Origin of the sequence: Marinomonas sp. 5E14-1, assembly GCF_039939215.1 — a bacterium.
Classification (GTDB): Bacteria; Pseudomonadota; Gammaproteobacteria; order Pseudomonadales; family Marinomonadaceae; genus Marinomonas.
Map to the genome: position 1 here is coordinate 201,030 of NZ_JBDXMW010000002.1, position 20,208 is coordinate 221,237.

Sequence of the window (20,208 nt, forward strand, 5' to 3'; positions counted from 1 at the left end):
TTATAACTGATGAACATCATAACCATAAACGGGATCTAACTTTGACTGGATGAGGTCTGGTGCAAATTGAGACGCGGCTTTTAACGCCTTAAGTTTCATTTTCCCAACAAATCCACCGTGCATGTGATACAAGCTCGCATTGGCTTTGGACATTTTTTGAATGTTAGTCGCTCGTGGTTTACGGATTTTCTCATACTCGATTAACGCATCAGAAATCGTGTGATCTGCAACACATTTCGCCAGAACATAAGCATCCTCGATTGCCATAGCAGCACCCTGCGCCATAAAAGGCAGCATAGGGTGACAAGCATCTCCGAGTAATACAGCGTGCCCTTGATGCCATGTAGGCAGCTCATCTCGACCATTTAATGCCCATAAAAAACTATTGCTTGCGGCAGACAAAATCTCTGTCACTTCAGGATGCCAACCAGAGAAACTTTGTCTAAGCTCTGCGACATTCCCCTCTTCTCGCCATGATTCAGAAATCCAATCATCACGCTCTTCTACCGCGACAAAATTCACATATTCACCACCACGTAAATAGTAGCTAACAAAGTGACGATTCGGACCAACCCAAACACACGCATCAGGCTGAACTTTCACCTTCAACTCACTGACCGGAACAATCCCGCGCCACGCGACTTGCTTCATGAAAGTCGCTTTTTCATAACCTAACATCTGCTCTCGTACGGTGGAGTGAATCCCGTCTGCGCCTACCAACAAATCCGAAGAAAACGTGCGACCATCATCCAACGTAACCTGAACGCTCTTTTCTACTGTCTCAGCATAATGAGTCATATTGGCGCTTAAAACGAACTCAACACCCGCCGCCTTGCAACCATTTGCCAATACACGATGTAAGTCTGCTCTATGCAAATGCAAATAAGGCGCACCATAACGATGAATAGCCTGATCCGCCAAAGGAACTTTTAAATAATAGTCACCTGTTTTGTAGTTACGCATTGAAGCATGCTGTGGCGTGAAGGCATATTGGTTTAATTCGTTTTCCAAGCCCAAGTAGCGCAACACTTTTAACGCATTTGGGCTTATCTGCAATCCAGCTCCTACCTCGCCAAAACACTCAGCCTGCTCCAAAACCGTGACCTGAACATTCTGCTTAGCAAACGCTAATGCAGCGCTTAAGCCACCAATCCCAGCGCCGACGATTATAATGTGACTAACTTGGCTCACTTATCTTTCCTCTATTAATGCGTAATAACAGCATCGACTGAACAAGCGCACCATGATAATGAATTTACTTCTCTGTAAAACAGACCTAAATCATGAAACGAAAAAACATTTTTCGTCATTATACAGACAAATAGTATGGCGCGATCCTTGCTTTGAACATTGTTAATAATGCGTCGTCATTATGTGAATTAAATATAAAGCTATACTTTGACCATCCTTGGTCTAACCTTGTAAAGAAAAGATGTCTCCCAAAAATAGGGCAGGCGCACAAAAAAAGTACACCGAGATGTGCGAAATTAAAGCACACGCCTCCAGGATAATGTAGAGAACGAGGTATACATGGAAACACTAACAAGCCAATACCAATCATCAGACTTTTTTGATGAGTTAATTGATAAAGATGGAACACCAAGATCACCAGCAAAACAACTTTTAGGCTATTTAGACAGCTTATCTGAAGAAGAACTAGAAAAGAGGCGAACAACAGCCGAAGCCACCATACAAGAAATGGGTATTAGCTTCACGGTATATACAGAAGAAGGCAACATTGATAGAGCATGGCCCTTTGATATCGTCCCCCGAACCATAAAAGCATCAGACTGGAAAATAGCAGAAGCAGGGCTAAAACAACGCCTCAAAGCACTCAACCTTTTCATCGACGATCTCTACCACGACCAAAACGTCATCAAAGACGGAATCATCCCAGAACACATCATCAAAGACTCCAAAAACTTCAGACCAGAATGCGTCGGCGTATCACCTGCTTACGGTGTTTGGGCTCATATTTGTGGCACTGATTTAGTTCGCGATGAAAACGGCGACTTCTTTGTTTTAGAAGACAACCTACGCGTCCCATCTGGTGTATCTTACATGCTAGAAAACCGCGCCATTACTAAACGCGTACTACCAGAATTATTCGAGAACGAATCCATACTGCCTGTTGATTCATACACATCTCAACTATTTGATACTTTGGCGTCCTTGTCTCCTAGAGACATTGAAAACCCAGAAATCGTGGTTTTAACGCCCGGCATATACAACTCAGCTTATTTCGAACACGCCTTTCTTGCTCAACAAATGGGAGCAGAGTTGGTGGAAGGCAGCGACTTATTTGTCGACAGTGATGACTGCGTTTACATGAAAACCATTAATGGCCCAGAGCGTGTGGATGTAATTTACCGTCGTATCGACGACCTCTTCATCGACCCTGAAGCCTTCGACCCAGAATCTGTTTTGGGTGTCGCTGGACTCATGCGTGCATGGCGTAAAGGTAATGTTGCTCTTGCCAATGCACCTGGCGCAGGTGTAGCCGACGACAAGGTTGTCTATGCTTATGTCCCTGAGATTATTCGTTACTATCTGAACGAAGAGCCGATTCTTAAAAACGTTGAAACCTTCCTATGCGATGATCCAGAACAACGTGCTTATGTGCTGGAAAATCTGGATAAATTAGTAGTAAAACCTGCGAATGAATCTGGTGGTTACGGCATGCTAGTTGGCCCACATTCCACAAAAAAAGAACAAGCTTTATTTGCAGATTTGATCACCAAGCATCCAAGAAATTACATAGCTCAGCCAACGCTCAAACTATCCACTTCTCCCACGCTAATTTCCAAAGGAACATTAGAACCTCGCCACTTGGATTTGCGTCCGTTCATTTTGCAAGCCAAAGACTCTTATGTAACAACGGGTGGCTTGACTCGCGTCGCAATGAAAAAAGGCTCTTTGGTCGTTAATTCGTCACAAGGTGGTGGTAGTAAAGACACTTGGATCGTTGACACTAAGGGGGAATAATTATGTTATCTAGAGTCGCAGAGCGTTTATATTGGAGCGCAAGATACTTAGAACGTGTTGAAAACACTGCCCGTTTAGTCAGTGTTTATGATGACCTACTATTTGACCTACCAAACGACATTAACGTTTCTTGGTATAACTTAATTGAAATACTCAGTGGTGAGGAAGCGTTCGAACAACGTTACAAAGTGAAAGATGAGCGCAATGTGGTGAAGTTTCTTTTAGCCGATGACACCAATTCCAGTTCTATTTTATCTTCATTGAAAATGGTTCGAGAAAACATCCGAACAACTCGCGATGTGGTGCCTAAAGAAACCTGGGAGTTGATTAACGAACTAGACCTATACGCTCAGAAAAATATTAAACAAGGTATTAACCGTTCAGAGCGTCACCTTTTCTTGAACACCATTATTGAAGGTTGTCAAAAAATCATTGGTCTTTTTGCTGGCGCAATGAGTCGAGATTCTGGCTGGCATTTCTTGATCATGGGACGCTATCTTGAACGTGCTGACATGGGGACACGAATCTTAGATGCCGCAGTTTCCTTAATGTTGCAATCAGATCAAGAAGCCAGAATTCAACTGGGGCAAGTAACTTGGTCAAAAGTCCTCAAATCTCAAAGTGCTTACTTGGATTACCGTCGTACAGTCAGAACCTCAATCAATGGCGCAAAAGCCACAACTTTTTTGATGAACGACCCATGTTTCCCACGAAGCCTGGATTATTGCTTCGGCCAAATCAGTGAAGCAGCAAAAAAACTACCTCGCTCCGCGCTGATTGCTGCCCAAGCAAATAAAATTTTTGAATTTAAATACCCACTTTCAAGTTCAGAAGATCTAAACGAAGATTTCCACAACCACCTTAACGAATTACAAATTGCCATTATTGAAATTAACCATAAAATCACAGAAAACTGGTTTCAATTTAGGCAGGGAGACGCTGCATGACCATTAGAGTCGCAATACAGCACAAAACCACCTATGAGTTTGACCGCTTTATTAATGTAGCCCCTCATGTTTTAAGACTACGACCTGCGGCGCATTCCCGTACCAAAATTCACGATTATTCTTTAAAGGTCTTGCCTGAAAAGCACTTTATCAATGTGCAACAAGACCCTTTTGGAAACTTTCAGACACGTCTAGTGTTTCCGGAAAAAACCAATAAGCTTGAATTCATTGTGGAAGTAATCGCCGATATGACGGTGATCAACCCATTCGACTTCTTTGTGGAAAGTTACGCAGAAGAGTTCCCTTTTGCGTACGATAAAGCCCTTAAGAAAGAATTAGAGCCTTATTTAAAAGTCACAGAATCTTGTCCATTATTGGACAAATGGCTATCAACCGTTGACCGCAAAAACACACCAGTAAATGACTTTCTGGTTGCCATCAACAGTCGATTAGCGAGTGATATCGGTTACGGAATTCGTCTGGAGCCAGGCGTTCAAACTTGTGAAGAAACCCTGACATTGAAAAAAGGGTCTTGCCGCGACACATCTTGGTTATTGGTTCAAATTCTTCGTAGTCTTGGTTTTGCTGCTCGTTTTGCATCGGGTTATTTGGTTCAACTGACTGCCGACGTGAAAGCCCTCGATGGCCCTTCTGGACCAGAAGAAGATTTCACTGACTTACATGCTTGGTGTGAAGTATTCTTACCTGGCGCAGGCTGGGTTGGGTTAGATCCGACTTCTGGATTATTCGCAGGTGAAGGTCACATCCCTTTAGCTTGTACTCCTGAGCCGGCTTCTGCGGCGCCAATCACTGGTCTCATCGACGAATGTGAATGTGAATTCAGCTACAGCAACACAGTTACTCGTATTCACGAAGACCCTCGCGTTACAAAACCTTATGCAGAAGGCGAATGGGAAACCATCAAAGCACTTGGGTTTGCTGTTGATGAAGAACTTGAGAAAGGCGATGTTCGTCTTACTATGGGTGGCGAGCCGACCTTTGTTTCCATTGACGACATGGATTCCGAGCAATGGAATACAGGTGCGTTAGGTGCAGATAAGCTCAAGCTTGCGAAAGACTTACTTCTAAAAATGAAGCAAGAATTTGGCGCAAATGGCCTACTTCACTATGGACAAGGTAAATGGTATCCAGGCGAGGAAATTCCTCGTTGGGCACTAGGATGTTTCTGGCGAACTGACGGCGCCGCCCTTTGGAATGATCCAAAATATCTGGCTCGTGTTGATACTAACTATAAACATACTATCAAAGACGCAGAAGCTTTTGGCACAGCCTTATGTGAGCAGCTTAACCTAGATAAAAAGTACCTTCAGAGCACTTACGAAGATACCTTGTACTATCTATGGTTAGAGCAGTCTTTGCCTGCGGATGCAGACCCAACCAAAGCGGATCTAAAAGACGATTTAGAACGCCGCCGCTTGGCAAAATTATTAAACCGTGGATTGAGCCAAACCACAGGTTATTTGTTGCCGTTAGAGTTTAATACCGTCACTAATAGTTGGGACAGCTCACTTTGGCCAATGCGAAGTGATGTGATTACACTCATACCTGGTGACAGCCCAATGGGTTATCGCTTACCACTTAATTCTCTGCCTGCTGTAGCGGAAGAAGACAGAATTCCAGACAGAGACCCTTTTGATCCACGACAGCCATTGGCGAATAAAAAAGAATCACCATCACCCAGTAATTCAGCCAAACCAAGTGCAGCGAAAGTGACTCCAAAAGCGTCCACTAAGCAAGAAAAAGTGCTCAAAAACGTTATTCGAACCTCTTTGTGTATCGAACCTCGCGATGGTCGTTTGCATATCTTTATGCCACCTATGACACACTTAGAACACTTTGTGTCTTTGCTAGAATACATGGAGCAAGTGGCGAAGGAATTAGAACTTCCGATCGTAATTGAAGGTTACGAACCACCGAAAGATCCACGTTTACAGAAGTTCCTAATCACACCTGACCCAGGTGTGATTGAAGTGAACATTCATCCTGCATCAAGCTGGAAAGAATTGGTTCACAATACGGAAACCCTCTACCATCAAGCCTATTTGTCTCGCCTCGGCGCAGAAAAATTCATGCTAGATGGTCGTCACACAGGAACCGGTGGCGGTAATCACGTCACATTAGGTGGTCGTACTCCTGCCGACAGCCCACTATTACGTCGCCCAGAATTATTGCAAAGCTTGGTGACATTCTGGCAGCATCACCCTGGTTTGTCGTACCTGTTCTCTGGCATGTTCATTGGCCCTACCAGCCAAGCACCTCGACCAGATGAAGGCCGAGACGAAGCTCTGTATGAAATGGAAATCGCTTTCCAAAACATGCCAGAAGGCTTAGTGGATGAGCCGTGGTTAGCCGATCGACTGATGCGTAATTTATTGGTCGATATCACAGGTAACACGCACCGTTCAGAGTTTTGTATCGATAAACTTTATGCAGCAGGAAGCGCAAGCGGTCGGCAAGGTTTATTAGAATTCCGTGGTTTTGAAATGCCACCACACCCTCATATGTCTTTGGTGCAAATGCTATTGCTACGTTGCTTGGTTGCTCGTTTCTGGAAGGAACCGTACAAAAAGCCACTTGTTCGCTGGGGAACCAGCCTGCACGACAAATTCATGATGCCACACTTTGTTTGGCAAGATGTGAAAGAAGTTGTCGAAGATTTACAGCGTCACGGCTTCCCATTCAAATTGGAATGGCTTGCGCCTTTTGAAGAGTTCCGTTTCCCTCATTATGGCCGTAAGAAAATTGACGACATGGAGATCGAATTACGCTGGGCAATCGAGCCTTGGCACGTTCTTGGTGAAGAAGTCACAGGGTCAGGCACAGCCCGTTATGTAGACTCTTCTGTCGAGCGATTACAAGTCAAACTGTCTGGCTTAACAGACAGTCGATATGTCTTAAGTTGTAATGGCCGCAGAGTACCCATTCGCTCAACTGGTCGTAAAGGCGAGTATGTTGGTGCCGTTCGTTATAAAGCATGGGCGCCGCCTTCTGCTTTACACCCAACTCTTGGCATGGACACCCCTTTGGTATTTGACCTTATTGATACGTGGAATGGCTTATCGGTAGGTGGCTGCACTTATCATGTATCTCACCCTGGAGGCCGGACTTACGACAATGTACCTGTGAACAGCAATGAAGCAGAAGCGAGACGTGTGAATCGTTTCTGGGATCATGGCTTCACTCAAGGCGCATTGTCACCACCGCCAGCATTCAGTGCTTTACGCGCTTTTTACCCTAATGAAGAAGCGCCTCGTCCTATGTCGCCACCAGCGGAAGAACCAATGAATGAATATCCGCATACATTAGACCTAAGGAAGCAGTATAATGTTCTCTAATATTTAATTTTTAGGCTCAAGAACATTATGCAACTTCAAACAGGTAACTTTATAACGTCGGTGATAGATGAAAAGCCGACGTTATCTTCCGCCTATGACATTCCACTTAATGCTTATGATGAAACCTTCATGAGTGATCGCCAACCTCGTAAACATTGGGAGCCAATGTTACGAGGTATGAGCAATCTTACCAATGAAGAAATGCTCGACAGACAAAGACGCGCCCAACGAATTCTTCGCGAAGACGGTGCAACATACAACTTAAACAGTGACCCTCTTACTCCCAGCGTTTGGTCATTGGATCTTATCCCGAATATTATTCCAACCGATGAATGGCTAGCGATTGAACAAGGTCTAGCGCAAAGGTCGACCCTTTTTGATCTCATCTTAAAAGACCTTTATGGTCCACAAGAATTATTAAGAAACGGCATTGTTCCTTCTGAAATCATTTTCAGTCACCCTGGCTTTTTACGCCAATGTCATGGTGTTACCGTACCTGGCGCTCACCAATTACTTTTACATGCGGTGGATTTAGTTCGCGATTCGTCTGGGCAATTTCAAGTTATTGGAGACCGAACACAAGCACCAAGCGGTGCAGGCTACGCCTTAGAAAATCGCACCGTTGTCTCTCGTGTGATTCCGAACAGCTTTCGTGACAGCCAAGTTCGACGCTTAGCCAGTTTCTTCCAGTCCTTCAAAAACATGCTTTCCTCTCTTGCCTGTGAATGGACAGACACACCACGTATCGTCATGCTGACACCAGGAGCTTTTAGCAGCACGTATTTCGAACAAGCTTATCTATCCAACTACTTGGGCTTTCCTTTAGTCCAAGGCAGTGACTTAACCGTGCGAAATGGCGCGGTTTGGATGAAATCTCTCAATGGTTTAGCTCGAGTCGACGTGATTTTACGTCGCGTAGAAGACTCCTATTGCGACCAAGCTGAACTGAAAGTGGATTCATTTTTAGGTGTGCCAGGTCTATTAGAAGTGGTTCGTGCAGGTAATGTTGTGCTTGCAAACCCATTAGGCAGTGGCATTTTAGAAGCGCCAGCTCTGGTCAAATTTTTACCTGCTATTAGTGAGTTCTTAATGGGCGAGCAATTAACGCTGCCATCTGTTGCCTCTTGGTGGTGTGGCGACAAAGCTGATTTGGCTTATGTCATTGAAAACATTAGCAACCTAATTATTAAACCAGCAAGTCGACAACACAATAGTTGCAGTATTTACGGCCACACACTGACTCCTGAGCAGAAACACAGCACCATCGAGAAAATTAAAAATCAGCCTCATCTTTACGTCGCACAAAGCTATATTCCAGGGTCAATGACGCCAGTCTGGTTAGATGGAAAAATGCAGGCTCGACCAAGTTTGCTTCGTGCTTTTACTGTAGCGAATTCAAAAGATTACACTGTTATGCCTGGCGGTTTATCTCGCGCAGGTGAATCGGACAAAGAAGCAATTGTTTCCAATATCACTCACTCCAAAAGCAAAGACACTTGGATTCTAGCTGCAGAGCCAGAGCAACCAACGAAAAACAACAGCGAACAAATTCTTCTACAAGACGAAGCATTACAAGCTAACTTACCAAGCCGAGTAGTTGAAAATTTATTCTGGATGGGGCGCTACGCTGAGCGAGCTGAAATTGGCATGCGCTTACTTCGAACTATATTCAAACAAATGAACGGCGTAGACCCTTTACCAGAAGAAAGTAAACGCACATTGCTTGAAATGGCATCAATCCAAACGGGCTGTTTACCGGGTTTTGTAGAAGCTGATGAAGCTCTATTAGCCAACCCAGAGGAGGAGTTGGTTTCGCTTATTACTGACGCCAGCAGAGCCGGTTCCATCAAGGCAAATCTGCAAGCAATGCTCAGTTGCAGTGAACAAGCAAAAGAGATGCTCTCCGCTGACACTCGTATTATTATCAACGAGTTACGCGATCATATTCATGAATTGGATCGAGCTTACACAAATGGTTTACCTTCTGCACCAGAAGAGTCTCTTGATAGCTTAGTCACATCGTTACTGGCTCTATCAGGTCTTAATCATGAAAGTATGTTGCGCGGTCTAGACTGGACATTCCAAGAAATTGGTCGTCGTACTGAGCGAGCTTTGCAAACGGCCACCTTGCTTCGTTCAGCGCTCACCAAGCCTTTACCTGATGTGCCTCAGCAACAAATTCTGGAATCTGTTTTATTAAGTGTTGAGGCCTTAATTTCTTTCCGCCGTCGCTATCGTAACCGCGCGCGCGTCGCTTATGGCTTAGACTTATTAATGATCGACGGCACAAATCCTCGCTCCCTGCTTTATCAAGTGGAGCAATTACGCCGTTACATCAAAGAGCTACCAAGAAATAAGACTACAACGGCTGGACTCAGCCCAGAAAATAAAATCATCATTAAATCACTGAATGACATCCAATTGGCTGACTTAGAAGAACTGGCAGCAATCGACGAAACAACTCAAAGTCGTCTCGCGCTTAAACAGCTAATGACTGAATTGCTCGAACAGTTAGAGCAATTCACCGTTTTAATCAGTGATAAATACTTTGACCATACAGCGGGACCTCAACCTCTGATGAAAGCCATTGGGGAAAATAATTTATGAAATATCGTGTCCGACATATAACGGAATATACCTACGGTGCACCAGTCAGTCTATGCTATAACATGGCGCATCTACTGCCGAGAGACACTCGTAATCAACGCTGTATTAATCAAAAGATTCAGATCAATCCCCCACCGATTTATAAAAGCGAAGGCGAAGATTATTTTGGCAACCAGACCTTTTATTTCTCAATCCAAGAGGCGCACAAGAAACTCGTCATCGACGTTTCAACTGATTTTGAAATCGTTCCGATAGACGCCTATAAAGAAAAAATTCTCCCAGCGATGACTTGTGGAGAATTGCGAAACCTATTAAGCGCACCAGACACGCCAGAATTGCGCATGGCAAAAGAGTATCTACTAGATTCGCCTCAAATACGCAGTTCGAGCGAGTTAAAAGCATATGCTGAAAGCACTTTCAGTGATGAAAAACCTATTTTAGAAGCGGCACTTAATTTTACTCATAAAATTTTCACTGAATTCAAATTTGACCCAAACACCACCACGGTTGCGACTCCGTTAGAACAAGTTCTGAAACAGCGCAGTGGGGTTTGTCAGGATTTCGCTCATTTGGCGATAGGCTGTTTGCGTTCTGTCGGCCTTCCAGCAAGGTACATGAGTGGCTATTTAGAAACCTTGCCACCACCAGGACAAGAAAAGCTGGTTGGTGTTGACGCCTCACATGCTTGGTTTGCAGTTTTTATCCCTGAACTAGGTTGGATTGAATTTGACCCGACCAACGATTTAATGCCAACCGATCAACATATTGTGACGGCGTGGGGGCGAGATTATTCTGATGTCACACCATTACAAGGCGTTATCTTTGAAGGGGGTGGATCACAACAGTTGGCTGTCTCTGTGGACGTAAAAAGAATCTAGCTTGATAGTATGTAGAGCCAATATAGGGTAAGCTTCACACAATTATTGCATACCTGATCGGTCAGTTTTGCACCCGCCTTTGATAAAACATGAGAACATCTATGAGTTTCGACAAACTTGGGCTTTCTGCCCACATCTTAAAAGCGATTCAAGACCAAGGTTATACTGAGCCATCCGCAATACAGGCTCAGGCAATACCATCCATTCTTGAAGGCAAAGATGTAATGGCTGCAGCCCAAACAGGAACAGGCAAAACAGCCGGTTTTACTTTACCTTTGCTTGAACGACTAAGCCATGGTGAAAATGCACAAAACAACCAAGTTCGCGCATTAGTATTAACGCCAACACGTGAATTAGCTGCTCAAGTCGCTGAAAGCGTCAAAAACTACGGCCAACATCTATCTCTCAAATCTACAGTTGTTTTTGGTGGTGTTAAAATTAACCCGCAAATGATGGCTCTTCGTCGCGGCGCTGATATTTTAATCGCAACACCTGGCCGTATGATGGATTTATACAATCAAAAAGCCGTTCGCTTTGATAAGCTAGAAATGCTTGTACTAGATGAAGCCGACCGCATGCTGGATATGGGCTTTATCCACGATATTAAAAAGATATTAGCGATTCTACCTAAGAAACGTCAGAACCTACTATTCTCTGCAACTTTCTCACCTGAAATTCGCCAACTAGCAAAAGGCCTAGTAAATAACCCGGTAGAAATCTCTGTCACGCCACGCAATGCCACTGCCGTTTCTGTAGAGCAATGGCTACATCCTGTTGATAAAAAGCGTAAAACCGAACTACTGATTAAACTCATCAAAGACGGTAAATGGGATCAAGCATTAGTTTTCTCTCGCACGAAACATGGCGCCAATAAAATAACCAAATTACTGGAAGAAGCAGGCATACGCGCCAGCGCCATCCATGGCAACAAAAGCCAAGGGGCTCGTACTCGTGCATTGGCGGACTTTAAAGATGGCCGCATTCGAATTCTTGTTGCAACAGACATTGCTGCTCGTGGCCTAGACATTGAGCAATTGCCTCATGTGGTCAACTTTGACCTACCAGACGTAGCAGAAGACTATGTTCACCGTATTGGTCGTACTGGCCGTGCTGGCGCAACAGGTAAAGCGATTTCATTGGTTGCTGCTGATGAACTTGATCAATTGCGTGCGATTGAGCGTTTAACCCAGAAACTGATTGAGCGTCGTTATGAAGATGATTTCATGCCAACGCACATGCTGCCAGATACCACATTGGATACACGCCCTATCAAGCCTAAGAAGCCTAAAAAGCCAAAATTGCCTCGTGATCAAAATAGTGGAGCAAGAAACACAAACAGTCCAAAAAAAGGCAGCACAACCAAACCTGGTAATCGTCGTCCAGCAGCACCAAAAGCCGACGTGACATCTGGCCAAGGCTTGCGTAGTAAACCTCTTGCGCCTGCTCGAAAAAATCGCCGACCGGCCCAAGATCGAAACTAGGTTCTGAGTCGTTAGATACATAAAAGCCCTTAGCGAAAAATCACTAAGGGCTTTTTTATGAAGAGCATAAGCCTTCAATGGCACATAATCTAAAGCATCACCCTATTGCTAATTTTTTATGCTCAATAGTGACACAAGGCTTTTAAATTTATTGGCTAGGTTTTAACGTTAATAGGTGTCTAGTAAAGTCTGGGAAGTCCACAGTTTAATCTCGTTTTCTAAGGTACATCATCTTTCTCTGACAAGTACCCTTAGAACACCCAAAATCACAGGCAATAAAAAAGGCGTAGTAGGAATTAACCTTCTACGCCTTTTTTTATATGGTGGGCCTGCCCCGACTTGAACGGGGGACCTGCCGATTATGAGTCGGATGCTCTAACCAACTGAGCTACAGGCCCGAAAAACGATCCGCATTATAGCGATATGGCTAACACTTGCCAAGAAGTGAATAGCATTTAAAACCAATAAAAGTTATTAAGTTTACCAATCAGTAACGTCAAATGGCACGACCAAGAAGATTAGAGCCTCTTAAAAAAACAATAATTCTATATAAATCAAAATCTTAAAGAACATAAACATGTCAAAAATACTTATTCACGACAAAAACCCTTAATTACATTTTTCACTTTTTAAAAGAAAGCCATCATGATCACTAAGTCCTGCAAAACACGATCAAATTACGCACCTAAAAAAAGTATAAATACGCCAGAATGATGATTAAAGAGCACTATCCCAAGCACCAGATCATGGGTATATCTAGTGCTGGCGCTACCGCGGTAGCGCGTTGGAAAAATAGTATTTAGACGAACAACATAGCGAATTTACCGAAGATAAAGCGCCTTTAGATCCAGACAAACGCTTGATAGAAGAACTCAAAAAGAGTTGGCAGAATCAATAAAGGCAACAGCCTTATTCATACGCGACAATAAATACAAAAAGTGGCTTAGCGCACCTATATGGCTAATCATGTCTGATAGTTATGACCACATAGAATTAAAACCTTCAATCTTATTATTTTTATTGTTCCTTCTATCCACTCCAGGAGGAAAGCCAAAGAAACCACGATAACTGTTAGAAAATAATGTTGTGCTAGAAAATCCACAGGAGATACTTATATCAGTAATTGACATATTAGTTTGCATCAACAGTCTTCGAGCTTTATTAAGCCTAATTTTTAAATAATAACGAGAAGGGCTATCTTGTAGGTTTTTTTTGAACAGTCTCTCTAGCTGTCGACGAGAAATATTAACGTATTCAGCAATTGAATTTAAATCGACTAACTCCTCGGTGTTCTCTTCCATGATACCTATTGCATCGATTAAGGCTTCATGACTATTACCTAAAGACGCTTTTAATGGGATTTTCTGTTTTTCCCCCTCTCCACGCATACGCTCTGTTAAAAATACTTCACTGATTTGGTTACTGATGTCCCGACTAAAATCTTTATAAACTATGTTCATGATTAAATCGAGTGGCGCCGTCCCACCAGCACAAGTAAGGCGTTGATTCTCTTCAATAAAAATTGAGCTTTCGACATTCAAGGAAGGAAAAGTCTCACATAGCATCTCCATATGATCCCATGAAATGGTACAACGTGTGTTTTGCAACAACCCCGCTTGAGCCAATAAATATGAACCCGTGCATAATGAGCCAATGACAAGCTCTGTTTCTTGCTCTAATTGCCTTAAAAATCTTAAGAGGACGGAGTTACTTCTCTTATCAACATTGATCCCAGCACATACAAAAATAGTATTAAACTGACTAAAATCAGCACTAAAATCTAAATCGGCATGAATACGTAAACCATCGCTGGCTTTAATGGACTCCCCATTTTGGGTAATAATTGACCAAGAATAAGCCGTAAAACCTAATAACTGATTTGCCATTCGCATCGCTTCAATGGCGGATGTCATCGGCAGTAAAGAAAAGTCTTCAACTAACACAAATCCATAGTTATGTATTTTTCTAAGATGATTGGATTCCATGATGAACATAGCCTATATGGAAATGCATTAACCTTCCTTCTCACTCTTATCTTCATGAACCATTTCTTTTATTTTCATGAATCATTTCTCTGATAAAACTGACACTCAGAAGGCTAATCGATTTATATTTTGCTTATTTTTCAACTGGATTTTGAGGTGCTAAATAAGCCGCGGCTTCTGCGACGGTCGTCCATATTCCTGCGCGAACGTATTGCTTAGAAGCATCCTCGAATGGTTGATAATCCCATTTAGGAAATTCTCCTTGCTTTTGAGCTTCAAAAACAAGCTTGCGACGTTGTTGATCAAGAATAATTTTTTGCTTTAACGCCTCATTATCCCAATAACTATCAGCGTCTTTTTTATACTCTGCAATCAATTCCTTATGCTCTTCACTAAGAGAAAGATCGTAACGTTCTTTAGGGTCATTCTCCATGTCATAAAGAGTACTAATGTCGTCTTTTGAATAAATGAATTTATATTTTGAACTGCGTATCATAAACACAGGATCAAAAACCCCTTCCGCTAAATATTCAGCCCTTACAGGTCGATCCTCAAGATCACCTTCACCTGATAAAAGCCCCATAAGGTTGGATCCGTTGGTCTCTAGAATCTCATCATCAGAACAACCAGACATGGCTGCAAAGGTGGGTAAAAAGTCTAGGTGGGACACTACATTATCCACATACTTTGCTGAGAAGATTTTTGGTGCCGTAACAATAAATGGAACTTGAAGTGAATGATCAAAAAAGTTTTTCTTGTACCACATCCCTCTTTCTCCGGCCATATCACCATGGTCAGCTGTGAAAATGACGATGGTATCTTCCAGTTGGCCTGAGCTTTCTAAGGCCGACATAATGTCACCCACTTTGTCATCTATATAGCTTATTGAGCCATAATAGCCATGACGCATTTGGCGTATATCCGCTTCGTTAAGATTAGCTTCGTCAGTCGAGTAATGATAATAAAGGCGTTTACTATGACTGTCTCGATCCTCTAATGGAATAAAGGGCACTTCTGGCAAATCAATCTCAGCATCGTTATAAAGATTCCAATATTTTTCAAGCGGCGTATATGGATCATGAGGGTTAGTAAAAGAAATGGTTAAGAAGAAAGGGTTATCATCTTTTTCACGTGCAAAATCGTAGATTTGCTTAATTCCGCGGTAAGCCACTTCATCATCATAATCTATCTGCATGGATCGAGTGCAAGGCCCTACGTTCAAAACATTAGTCATATCTTGAAAACGTACTTTCGCTTCATGGTCATACCAATTAGCCGTCCAACCAAAATCTGTTGGATAGATGTCCGTCGTTACTCTTTTCTCATATCCATGTAATTGGTCAGGGCCGGCGAAATGCATTTTTCCACTAAGACAGGTTTTATAACCTTGTCGACGCATGTAATGCACAAAGGTAGGCTGGGAAGCGGGCAGTTCTGAGGCGTTGTCGAAAGCACCTACTGCTGAGGGCAATAAGCCAGTCATCATAGACATTCTTGATGGGCCACATAAAGGAGATGCACAGTAAGCGTTTTTAAATACCACTCCCTTTTCAGCGAGGCGATCAATATTGGGCGTTTTAACAACCTTATGACCATAAGCAGGAAGAAACTTAGCACCTAGTTGGTCTGCCATAATCAAAACAATATTTGGCTTTTTTCCCATTTCATTTATTCCTTTCACAATATTCTTCTTGCTATGAAGCACTTAGGCATCATACGAATGATCATTAGCGAGTCAGTAAATTGACCCAAATCGCTTATCAAGCCTCTTTGATATAGAGAGGCGGTCACAGGCCTAATTTGATTTAACGCGTTTTTTCTTGCCATCGAACAATGACAACACCATACCAATCGGGCCAACCTGATACCAGCTAACAGAGCCACTAGCTACGCGCTGTTCACCCATGGATTGTGTTAAACGATCTAAGAAAATAGCCAAAAGAACCAAGCCAAGTCCGCCCACTGTAGCTAACCCCATATCGAGTCGACCAATACCTCTAAGAACCATCTGACCCAGCCCTTCTACAGAAATCATTGAGGCGATGACAACCATAGATAGAGACAGCATTAAGGTTTGATTTATACCGGCCATAATAGTTGGAGTGGCAAGAGGGAGTTGCACCTTGATTAACATTTGCTGTTTTGTACAGCCAAAAGCACGAGCCGCTTCGATTTTATCTTCTGGTATTTGTCGAATACCTAAGTTCGTCAAGCGAACGAGAGGAGGTAAAGCAAATATGATGGTTACCAACACACCTGGGACATTACCAATACCAAACAACATAACGACAGGCACCAGATAAACAAAGGCAGGCAAGGTCTGCATGGCGTCTAGAATCGGTCGAATTATTTTCTCTACTCGATCATAACGGGCACTTAAAATGCCAAGAGGGATACCTATCACAACGCAGAAAAATAGAGAAGTAAACACCAGAGCAAGGGTTATCATGGATTGTTCCCACACTCCGATCAAACCGATTAAGGTTAACGTAACCGCGCATAAAATTCCCATACGAGGCCCAGCCACCTGCCAACCAAACAACGCAGACAATAGGATTCCAATCAATGGTGGAATAAAGCTTAAAATGCCTTCTACCAAATCTAAAATCTGATCAATCGGCCAGCGAGCAGCTCGAAAAAACTCACGAAAATTATGTACTAGATAATTCAGAGCGGACTCTACCCACTCACCAACAGGAATGGTAAAGAATTGAAATGGGTCTAAAAAACTAACATCGATCATAGTATTCACCTTTTTGTGGTCTGCTCTAATTAGTTGTTGGCTAGAATAGCTAGAGTATGGTCTTTTGAAAGAGTACCTATGTAGACGCCGTGGTCATCTAATACAGGAACGGGATAAGAAGATTGATGCACTAGGTTAATAGAATCTTTCAATGTGGTTGAACCATTTAGACTGTATTCCACGGCCATTTTTTGCTCCATCAATGATTGAAGAGTGTCTGTACCATCTTGTTTCATTGTCGCAACACCAACCAAACGATTCTCATCATCTAATAAATAAGCATAATTTCCGGAGACTTCCGTTAAGTCGATAGCTTGAGTGGTAGTTGTAGAGACAGTGAATGCATCATTTTGAGCAATATCTTTTGCTTTGATTGTTTTTGTCGCATCAACACTTTTAAAGAATGAAGCCACATAATCATCAGCGGGGTTATTCATAATCTCTTCTGGAGTACCAATCTGGACGATTCGACCGCCCTCCATAATGGCGATTCGATCACCAATACGAATGGCTTCATCTAGATCATGGGAGATAAATACAATGGTTCGCTCTTGCTCTTTTTGCAATCGAATCAATTCACCTTGCATTTCATGACGAATCAGGGGGTCTAACGCAGAAAAAGCTTCGTCCATTAAGAGAATGGTCGGGTCATTTGCCAAAGCACGAGCAAGACCAACACGTTGCTGCATACCACCGGATAATTGATCTGGGCGACTAAAAGCGTAGCTTCCTAATCCAACTTGCTCCAAAGCTTTTAAAGCACGTTCCTGACGTGTCTTTTTATCAAGTCCAGCCACTTCTAAACCAAATGCAGCATTTTCGATCACGGACATATGAGGCATGAGTGCAAAAGACTGAAATACCATACTCATATCTTGCCTACGGACATTTAACAGATCTTTGTCTTTAAAATTGGTTATGTCTTGGCCTTTAAGCTTGATACTACCGGAGCTTGGCTCAATGAGTCGGTTAAGCAATCGTACCAGAGTGGATTTACCTGAGCCGGATAGGCCCATAATCACAAAAATCTCACCTCGATTGACACTAAAGCTTGCATCAAAAACGCCAACGTTATGACCTGTTTCGCTTAATACTTGTTCTTTTGTCGCACCATTTCGCAACATATCCATTGCACGATCTGGGGTATCACCAAACACCTTGAAGACATTACTCACTTCTAGGATTTCTTGTGTGTTACTCATATGAACCTCATCAAATTCTTAATCATTTGTAGTGCATAGCCGTTGGACTTTTTAGATAAGCTAACAGGTAAATAAAGTTACTTACTCTACAGTAAGAACTTTATGAGACATCGTCCAATCACATATTCTTAGCCTCATTAATAAGTCTAGGTAATGGTTAATGGAACCAAAAAGCTCTATTTTGGGGCATTCTTACAGTGCACAACACTAAAAACGCACCTTTTGATAACTTTTAGTATATAAAAAAGCGAATTTGGTTTTTTCCACGATATAGGCAACTAAATCACTAACCGAATGAGAGTGAAGAAGTCATGCCTACCTTCAAAACGTTCCTGCTAAACGCAACCAATCTAACATGTTGTTCATATCTTTGAACTGTATTTGCAATACTATCTGTGGCTGTAAAAAAGAGTCTGTGACTGTAAAAAAGAGCCTGGGGGCACGTAACATAATTAAATAAGCCAATACCATCGACTCTAAAGTAGAGCACTGCAATTCATTATGAATGCATAACTACTTTTCCGTCATAACCCAGTTACTGAAATTTATATAAGGTCAAGCTGAACGAGTCGCTCTGCACTCTGCTTAAAGGTCCGGTAGAGGAACATGTAAACGTTGCAGTAGCCATGATCGGAACTGAACGAAAGCGGGATTATTTTCAAATTTTTCCGGGTAGCTTAAATAGTGATATTTTTCTGTATACTTAAGCTCTTGGCTTGTTATACGCACCAACTTTCCATCTTTGACCAACTGTCTCACCAGGTGATGCCAACCTAAACAAATGCCTTGGCCTGTGACAGCCATCTGAATAAGCATACAATAATCATTAGAATTGAAGTGTTTTTTTCCTGTTTGTTCAGAGTAATCAATACCAAAAGCTTTTAACCACACACTCCAATCAACATGCTCAGCAACCTGATCTCTTCCATATGGTGTTAAGTTTAAAAAGTCTGCATCAATTAACGAGTGCACATCTTTAATATCTGAATGCTCTTCTAAGTAACTAGGCGAGCAAACAGGATAGATAATGTCATGAAACAAGGGGATAGACTTATAACCCTCCCTTGGGTCATAGACCTTACTAATAAAAACATCAGGCTCTTTACCCTCAATAGTATTTAGATCATGTATCAGCTGATTTGTTGAAATCACATTCACATGAGTATCAGGTACCTCGTCAAAGAAACTGACCAACTGATGGGCTAACCAAAGAGATGTAAAGGCGGGTGAACAAAAAACCGTCAACTCATGTTTGACTGGCTCTACCTTTTGTATACGTTGTGCAGCCTGCGAAATATTCATGAAGGATAAATAAGCAGCATCATAAAACTGTCTACCCGCTTCGGTCAGTGTGACAGTTCTGCCCGATCGCTGAAACAGCTCGACACCTAGCGCAAACTCTAGCTCTCTTATTTGACGACTAATTGCTGCCTGAGTTACGCATAAGGACTCTGCAGCTCGAGTAAAGTTCTGATATTTTGCTGCAGCAACAAAAGACTTAACCGCTCTTAATGAAGGCATCTTGACTAAGGTTTTATCTGGCTCTGAATGCTTTACCATTGTATTTTCGGCTCCCCCAATTCTGTGTAATCTATGGTTTAAGAGTAGTTTTATGATTCAGCCTTAACTGAAAAGATCGTCGCTAACTGTTAGTAATGCGTAACTCAAGCAACATCGATACCAAGTAGCTTTGCTTCCAAGCTAAAGTTACACAAAGATTAACTGGGCATGAAGAAGCCAGTTCCAATAACTGATCTTTTTGACTGTTGCATACTAAAGTATCTTGTTCCGCAATCGTAACGCTTAGATTAGGTGATTTTTATATAAGTGGGTTAAATACAGATAGCGCTTATTCTATGAGGTTTAGCATGGGGACAGAAATACGTTGAGTCATAAGAGTGGGTAGCCAATGTCTAGGTGACAAGATAAGGGAGTGTCTTAATAATCATGAAAAGCCGCTATTTCGATGTGCTTCTCGCAGAGCTTTAGATTACAAACGAGAAATTCGAGGCTAAGAGTTACCT

General features: G+C 42.5%; 12 protein-coding genes and 1 tRNA gene. 6 read left to right on the forward strand and 7 right to left on the reverse strand.

The features are described from left to right. Entirely contained in the window at positions 1-1,191 is a 1,191-nt protein-coding gene (locus ABFY09_RS02585) for an FAD-dependent monooxygenase (RefSeq protein WP_347982728.1), read from the reverse strand. A 339-nt stretch (positions 1,192-1,530) separates the two neighbouring features. On the opposite strand from ABFY09_RS02585, the gene ABFY09_RS02590 reads away from it, so the two are divergent. From ABFY09_RS02590 to ABFY09_RS02615, 6 genes are all read left to right on the forward strand, one after another. After that, the gene (locus ABFY09_RS02590; RefSeq protein ID WP_347982729.1) at positions 1,531-2,985 is read left to right on the forward strand and encodes a circularly permuted type 2 ATP-grasp protein; all 1,455 of its coding nucleotides are present in this window, start codon (positions 1,531-1,533) and stop codon (positions 2,983-2,985) included. Positions 2,986-2,987: 2 nt separating this feature from the next. Further along, positions 2,988-3,932 carry an alpha-E domain-containing protein gene (locus ABFY09_RS02595; protein ID WP_347982730.1) on the forward strand — a complete coding sequence of 315 codons (945 nt, stop codon included), beginning with the start codon at positions 2,988-2,990 and terminating at the stop codon, positions 3,930-3,932. Next, positions 3,929-7,288 carry a transglutaminase family protein gene (locus tag ABFY09_RS02600; protein ID WP_347982731.1) on the forward strand — a complete coding sequence of 1,120 codons (3,360 nt, stop codon included), beginning with the start codon at positions 3,929-3,931 and terminating at the stop codon, positions 7,286-7,288. The genes ABFY09_RS02595 and ABFY09_RS02600 overlap by 4 nt, the downstream gene beginning before the upstream one ends. Before the next feature lie 27 nt (positions 7,289-7,315). Then, positions 7,316-9,895 carry a circularly permuted type 2 ATP-grasp protein gene (locus ABFY09_RS02605; protein ID WP_347982732.1) on the forward strand — a complete coding sequence of 860 codons (2,580 nt, stop codon included), beginning with the start codon at positions 7,316-7,318 and terminating at the stop codon, positions 9,893-9,895. Continuing rightward, entirely contained in the window at positions 9,892-10,773 is an 882-nt protein-coding gene (locus ABFY09_RS02610) for a transglutaminase family protein (protein WP_347982733.1), read from the forward strand. Before ABFY09_RS02605 ends, ABFY09_RS02610 begins: the two co-directional genes overlap by 4 nt. A 101-nt stretch (positions 10,774-10,874) precedes the next feature. Next, positions 10,875-12,254 (forward strand): DEAD/DEAH box helicase, encoded by a 1,380-nt coding sequence (locus tag ABFY09_RS02615; RefSeq protein ID WP_347982734.1) that lies wholly within the window; start codon positions 10,875-10,877, stop codon positions 12,252-12,254. Between the two features lie 321 nt (positions 12,255-12,575). On the opposite strand, the gene ABFY09_RS02620 is transcribed toward ABFY09_RS02615, so the two are convergent. The 6 genes from ABFY09_RS02620 to ABFY09_RS02645 all read right to left on the reverse strand — a co-directional run bounded on the left by ABFY09_RS02620 (position 12,576) and on the right by ABFY09_RS02645 (position 19,744). Then, positions 12,576-12,652, reverse strand: a tRNA-Ile gene (locus ABFY09_RS02620). A gap of 579 nt (positions 12,653-13,231) precedes the next feature. Next, positions 13,232-14,239, reverse strand: a complete 1,008-nt coding sequence (locus ABFY09_RS02625; RefSeq protein ID WP_347982735.1) for a GlxA family transcriptional regulator — start codon at positions 14,237-14,239, stop codon at positions 13,232-13,234. Between the two features lie 133 nt (positions 14,240-14,372). Continuing rightward, entirely contained in the window at positions 14,373-15,902 is a 1,530-nt protein-coding gene (betC, locus tag ABFY09_RS02630; RefSeq protein ID WP_347982736.1) for a choline-sulfatase, read from the reverse strand. A gap of 132 nt (positions 15,903-16,034) precedes the next feature. Continuing rightward, positions 16,035-16,982 carry a glycine betaine/L-proline ABC transporter permease ProW gene (gene proW, locus ABFY09_RS02635; protein WP_347982737.1) on the reverse strand — a complete coding sequence of 316 codons (948 nt, stop codon included), beginning with the start codon at positions 16,980-16,982 and terminating at the stop codon, positions 16,035-16,037. A gap of 29 nt (positions 16,983-17,011) precedes the next feature. Next, positions 17,012-18,184 (reverse strand): glycine betaine/L-proline ABC transporter ATP-binding protein, encoded by a 1,173-nt coding sequence (locus ABFY09_RS02640; protein ID WP_347982738.1) that lies wholly within the window; start codon positions 18,182-18,184, stop codon positions 17,012-17,014. 585 nt (positions 18,185-18,769) lie between these two features. Continuing rightward, positions 18,770-19,744 (reverse strand): LysR family transcriptional regulator, encoded by a 975-nt coding sequence (locus tag ABFY09_RS02645; RefSeq protein WP_347982739.1) that lies wholly within the window; start codon positions 19,742-19,744, stop codon positions 18,770-18,772. Positions 19,745-20,208: the final 464 nt, after the last annotated feature.

What these genes read in the sequence shown, in the direction of transcription:
- ABFY09_RS02640 (WP_347982738.1), bottom strand. Translation starts at nt 18,184, where the DNA reads ATGAGTAACACACAAGAAATCCTAGAAGTGAGTAATGTCTTCAAGGTG.
- ABFY09_RS02645 (WP_347982739.1), bottom strand. Translation starts at nt 19,744, where the DNA reads ATGGTAAAGCATTCAGAGCCAGATAAAACCTTAGTCAAGATGCCTTCA.
- ABFY09_RS02590 (WP_347982729.1), top strand. Translation starts at nt 1,531, where the DNA reads ATGGAAACACTAACAAGCCAATACCAATCATCAGACTTTTTTGATGAG.
- ABFY09_RS02610 (WP_347982733.1), top strand. Translation starts at nt 9,892, where the DNA reads ATGAAATATCGTGTCCGACATATAACGGAATATACCTACGGTGCACCA.
- betC (WP_347982736.1), bottom strand. Translation starts at nt 15,902, where the DNA reads ATGGGAAAAAAGCCAAATATTGTTTTGATTATGGCAGACCAACTAGGT.
- ABFY09_RS02595 (WP_347982730.1), top strand. Translation starts at nt 2,988, where the DNA reads ATGTTATCTAGAGTCGCAGAGCGTTTATATTGGAGCGCAAGATACTTA.
- ABFY09_RS02605 (WP_347982732.1), top strand. Translation starts at nt 7,316, where the DNA reads ATGCAACTTCAAACAGGTAACTTTATAACGTCGGTGATAGATGAAAAG.
- proW (WP_347982737.1), bottom strand. Translation starts at nt 16,982, where the DNA reads ATGATCGATGTTAGTTTTTTAGACCCATTTCAATTCTTTACCATTCCT.
- ABFY09_RS02625 (WP_347982735.1), bottom strand. Translation starts at nt 14,239, where the DNA reads ATGGAATCCAATCATCTTAGAAAAATACATAACTATGGATTTGTGTTA.
- ABFY09_RS02615 (WP_347982734.1), top strand. Translation starts at nt 10,875, where the DNA reads ATGAGTTTCGACAAACTTGGGCTTTCTGCCCACATCTTAAAAGCGATT.
- ABFY09_RS02600 (WP_347982731.1), top strand. Translation starts at nt 3,929, where the DNA reads ATGACCATTAGAGTCGCAATACAGCACAAAACCACCTATGAGTTTGAC.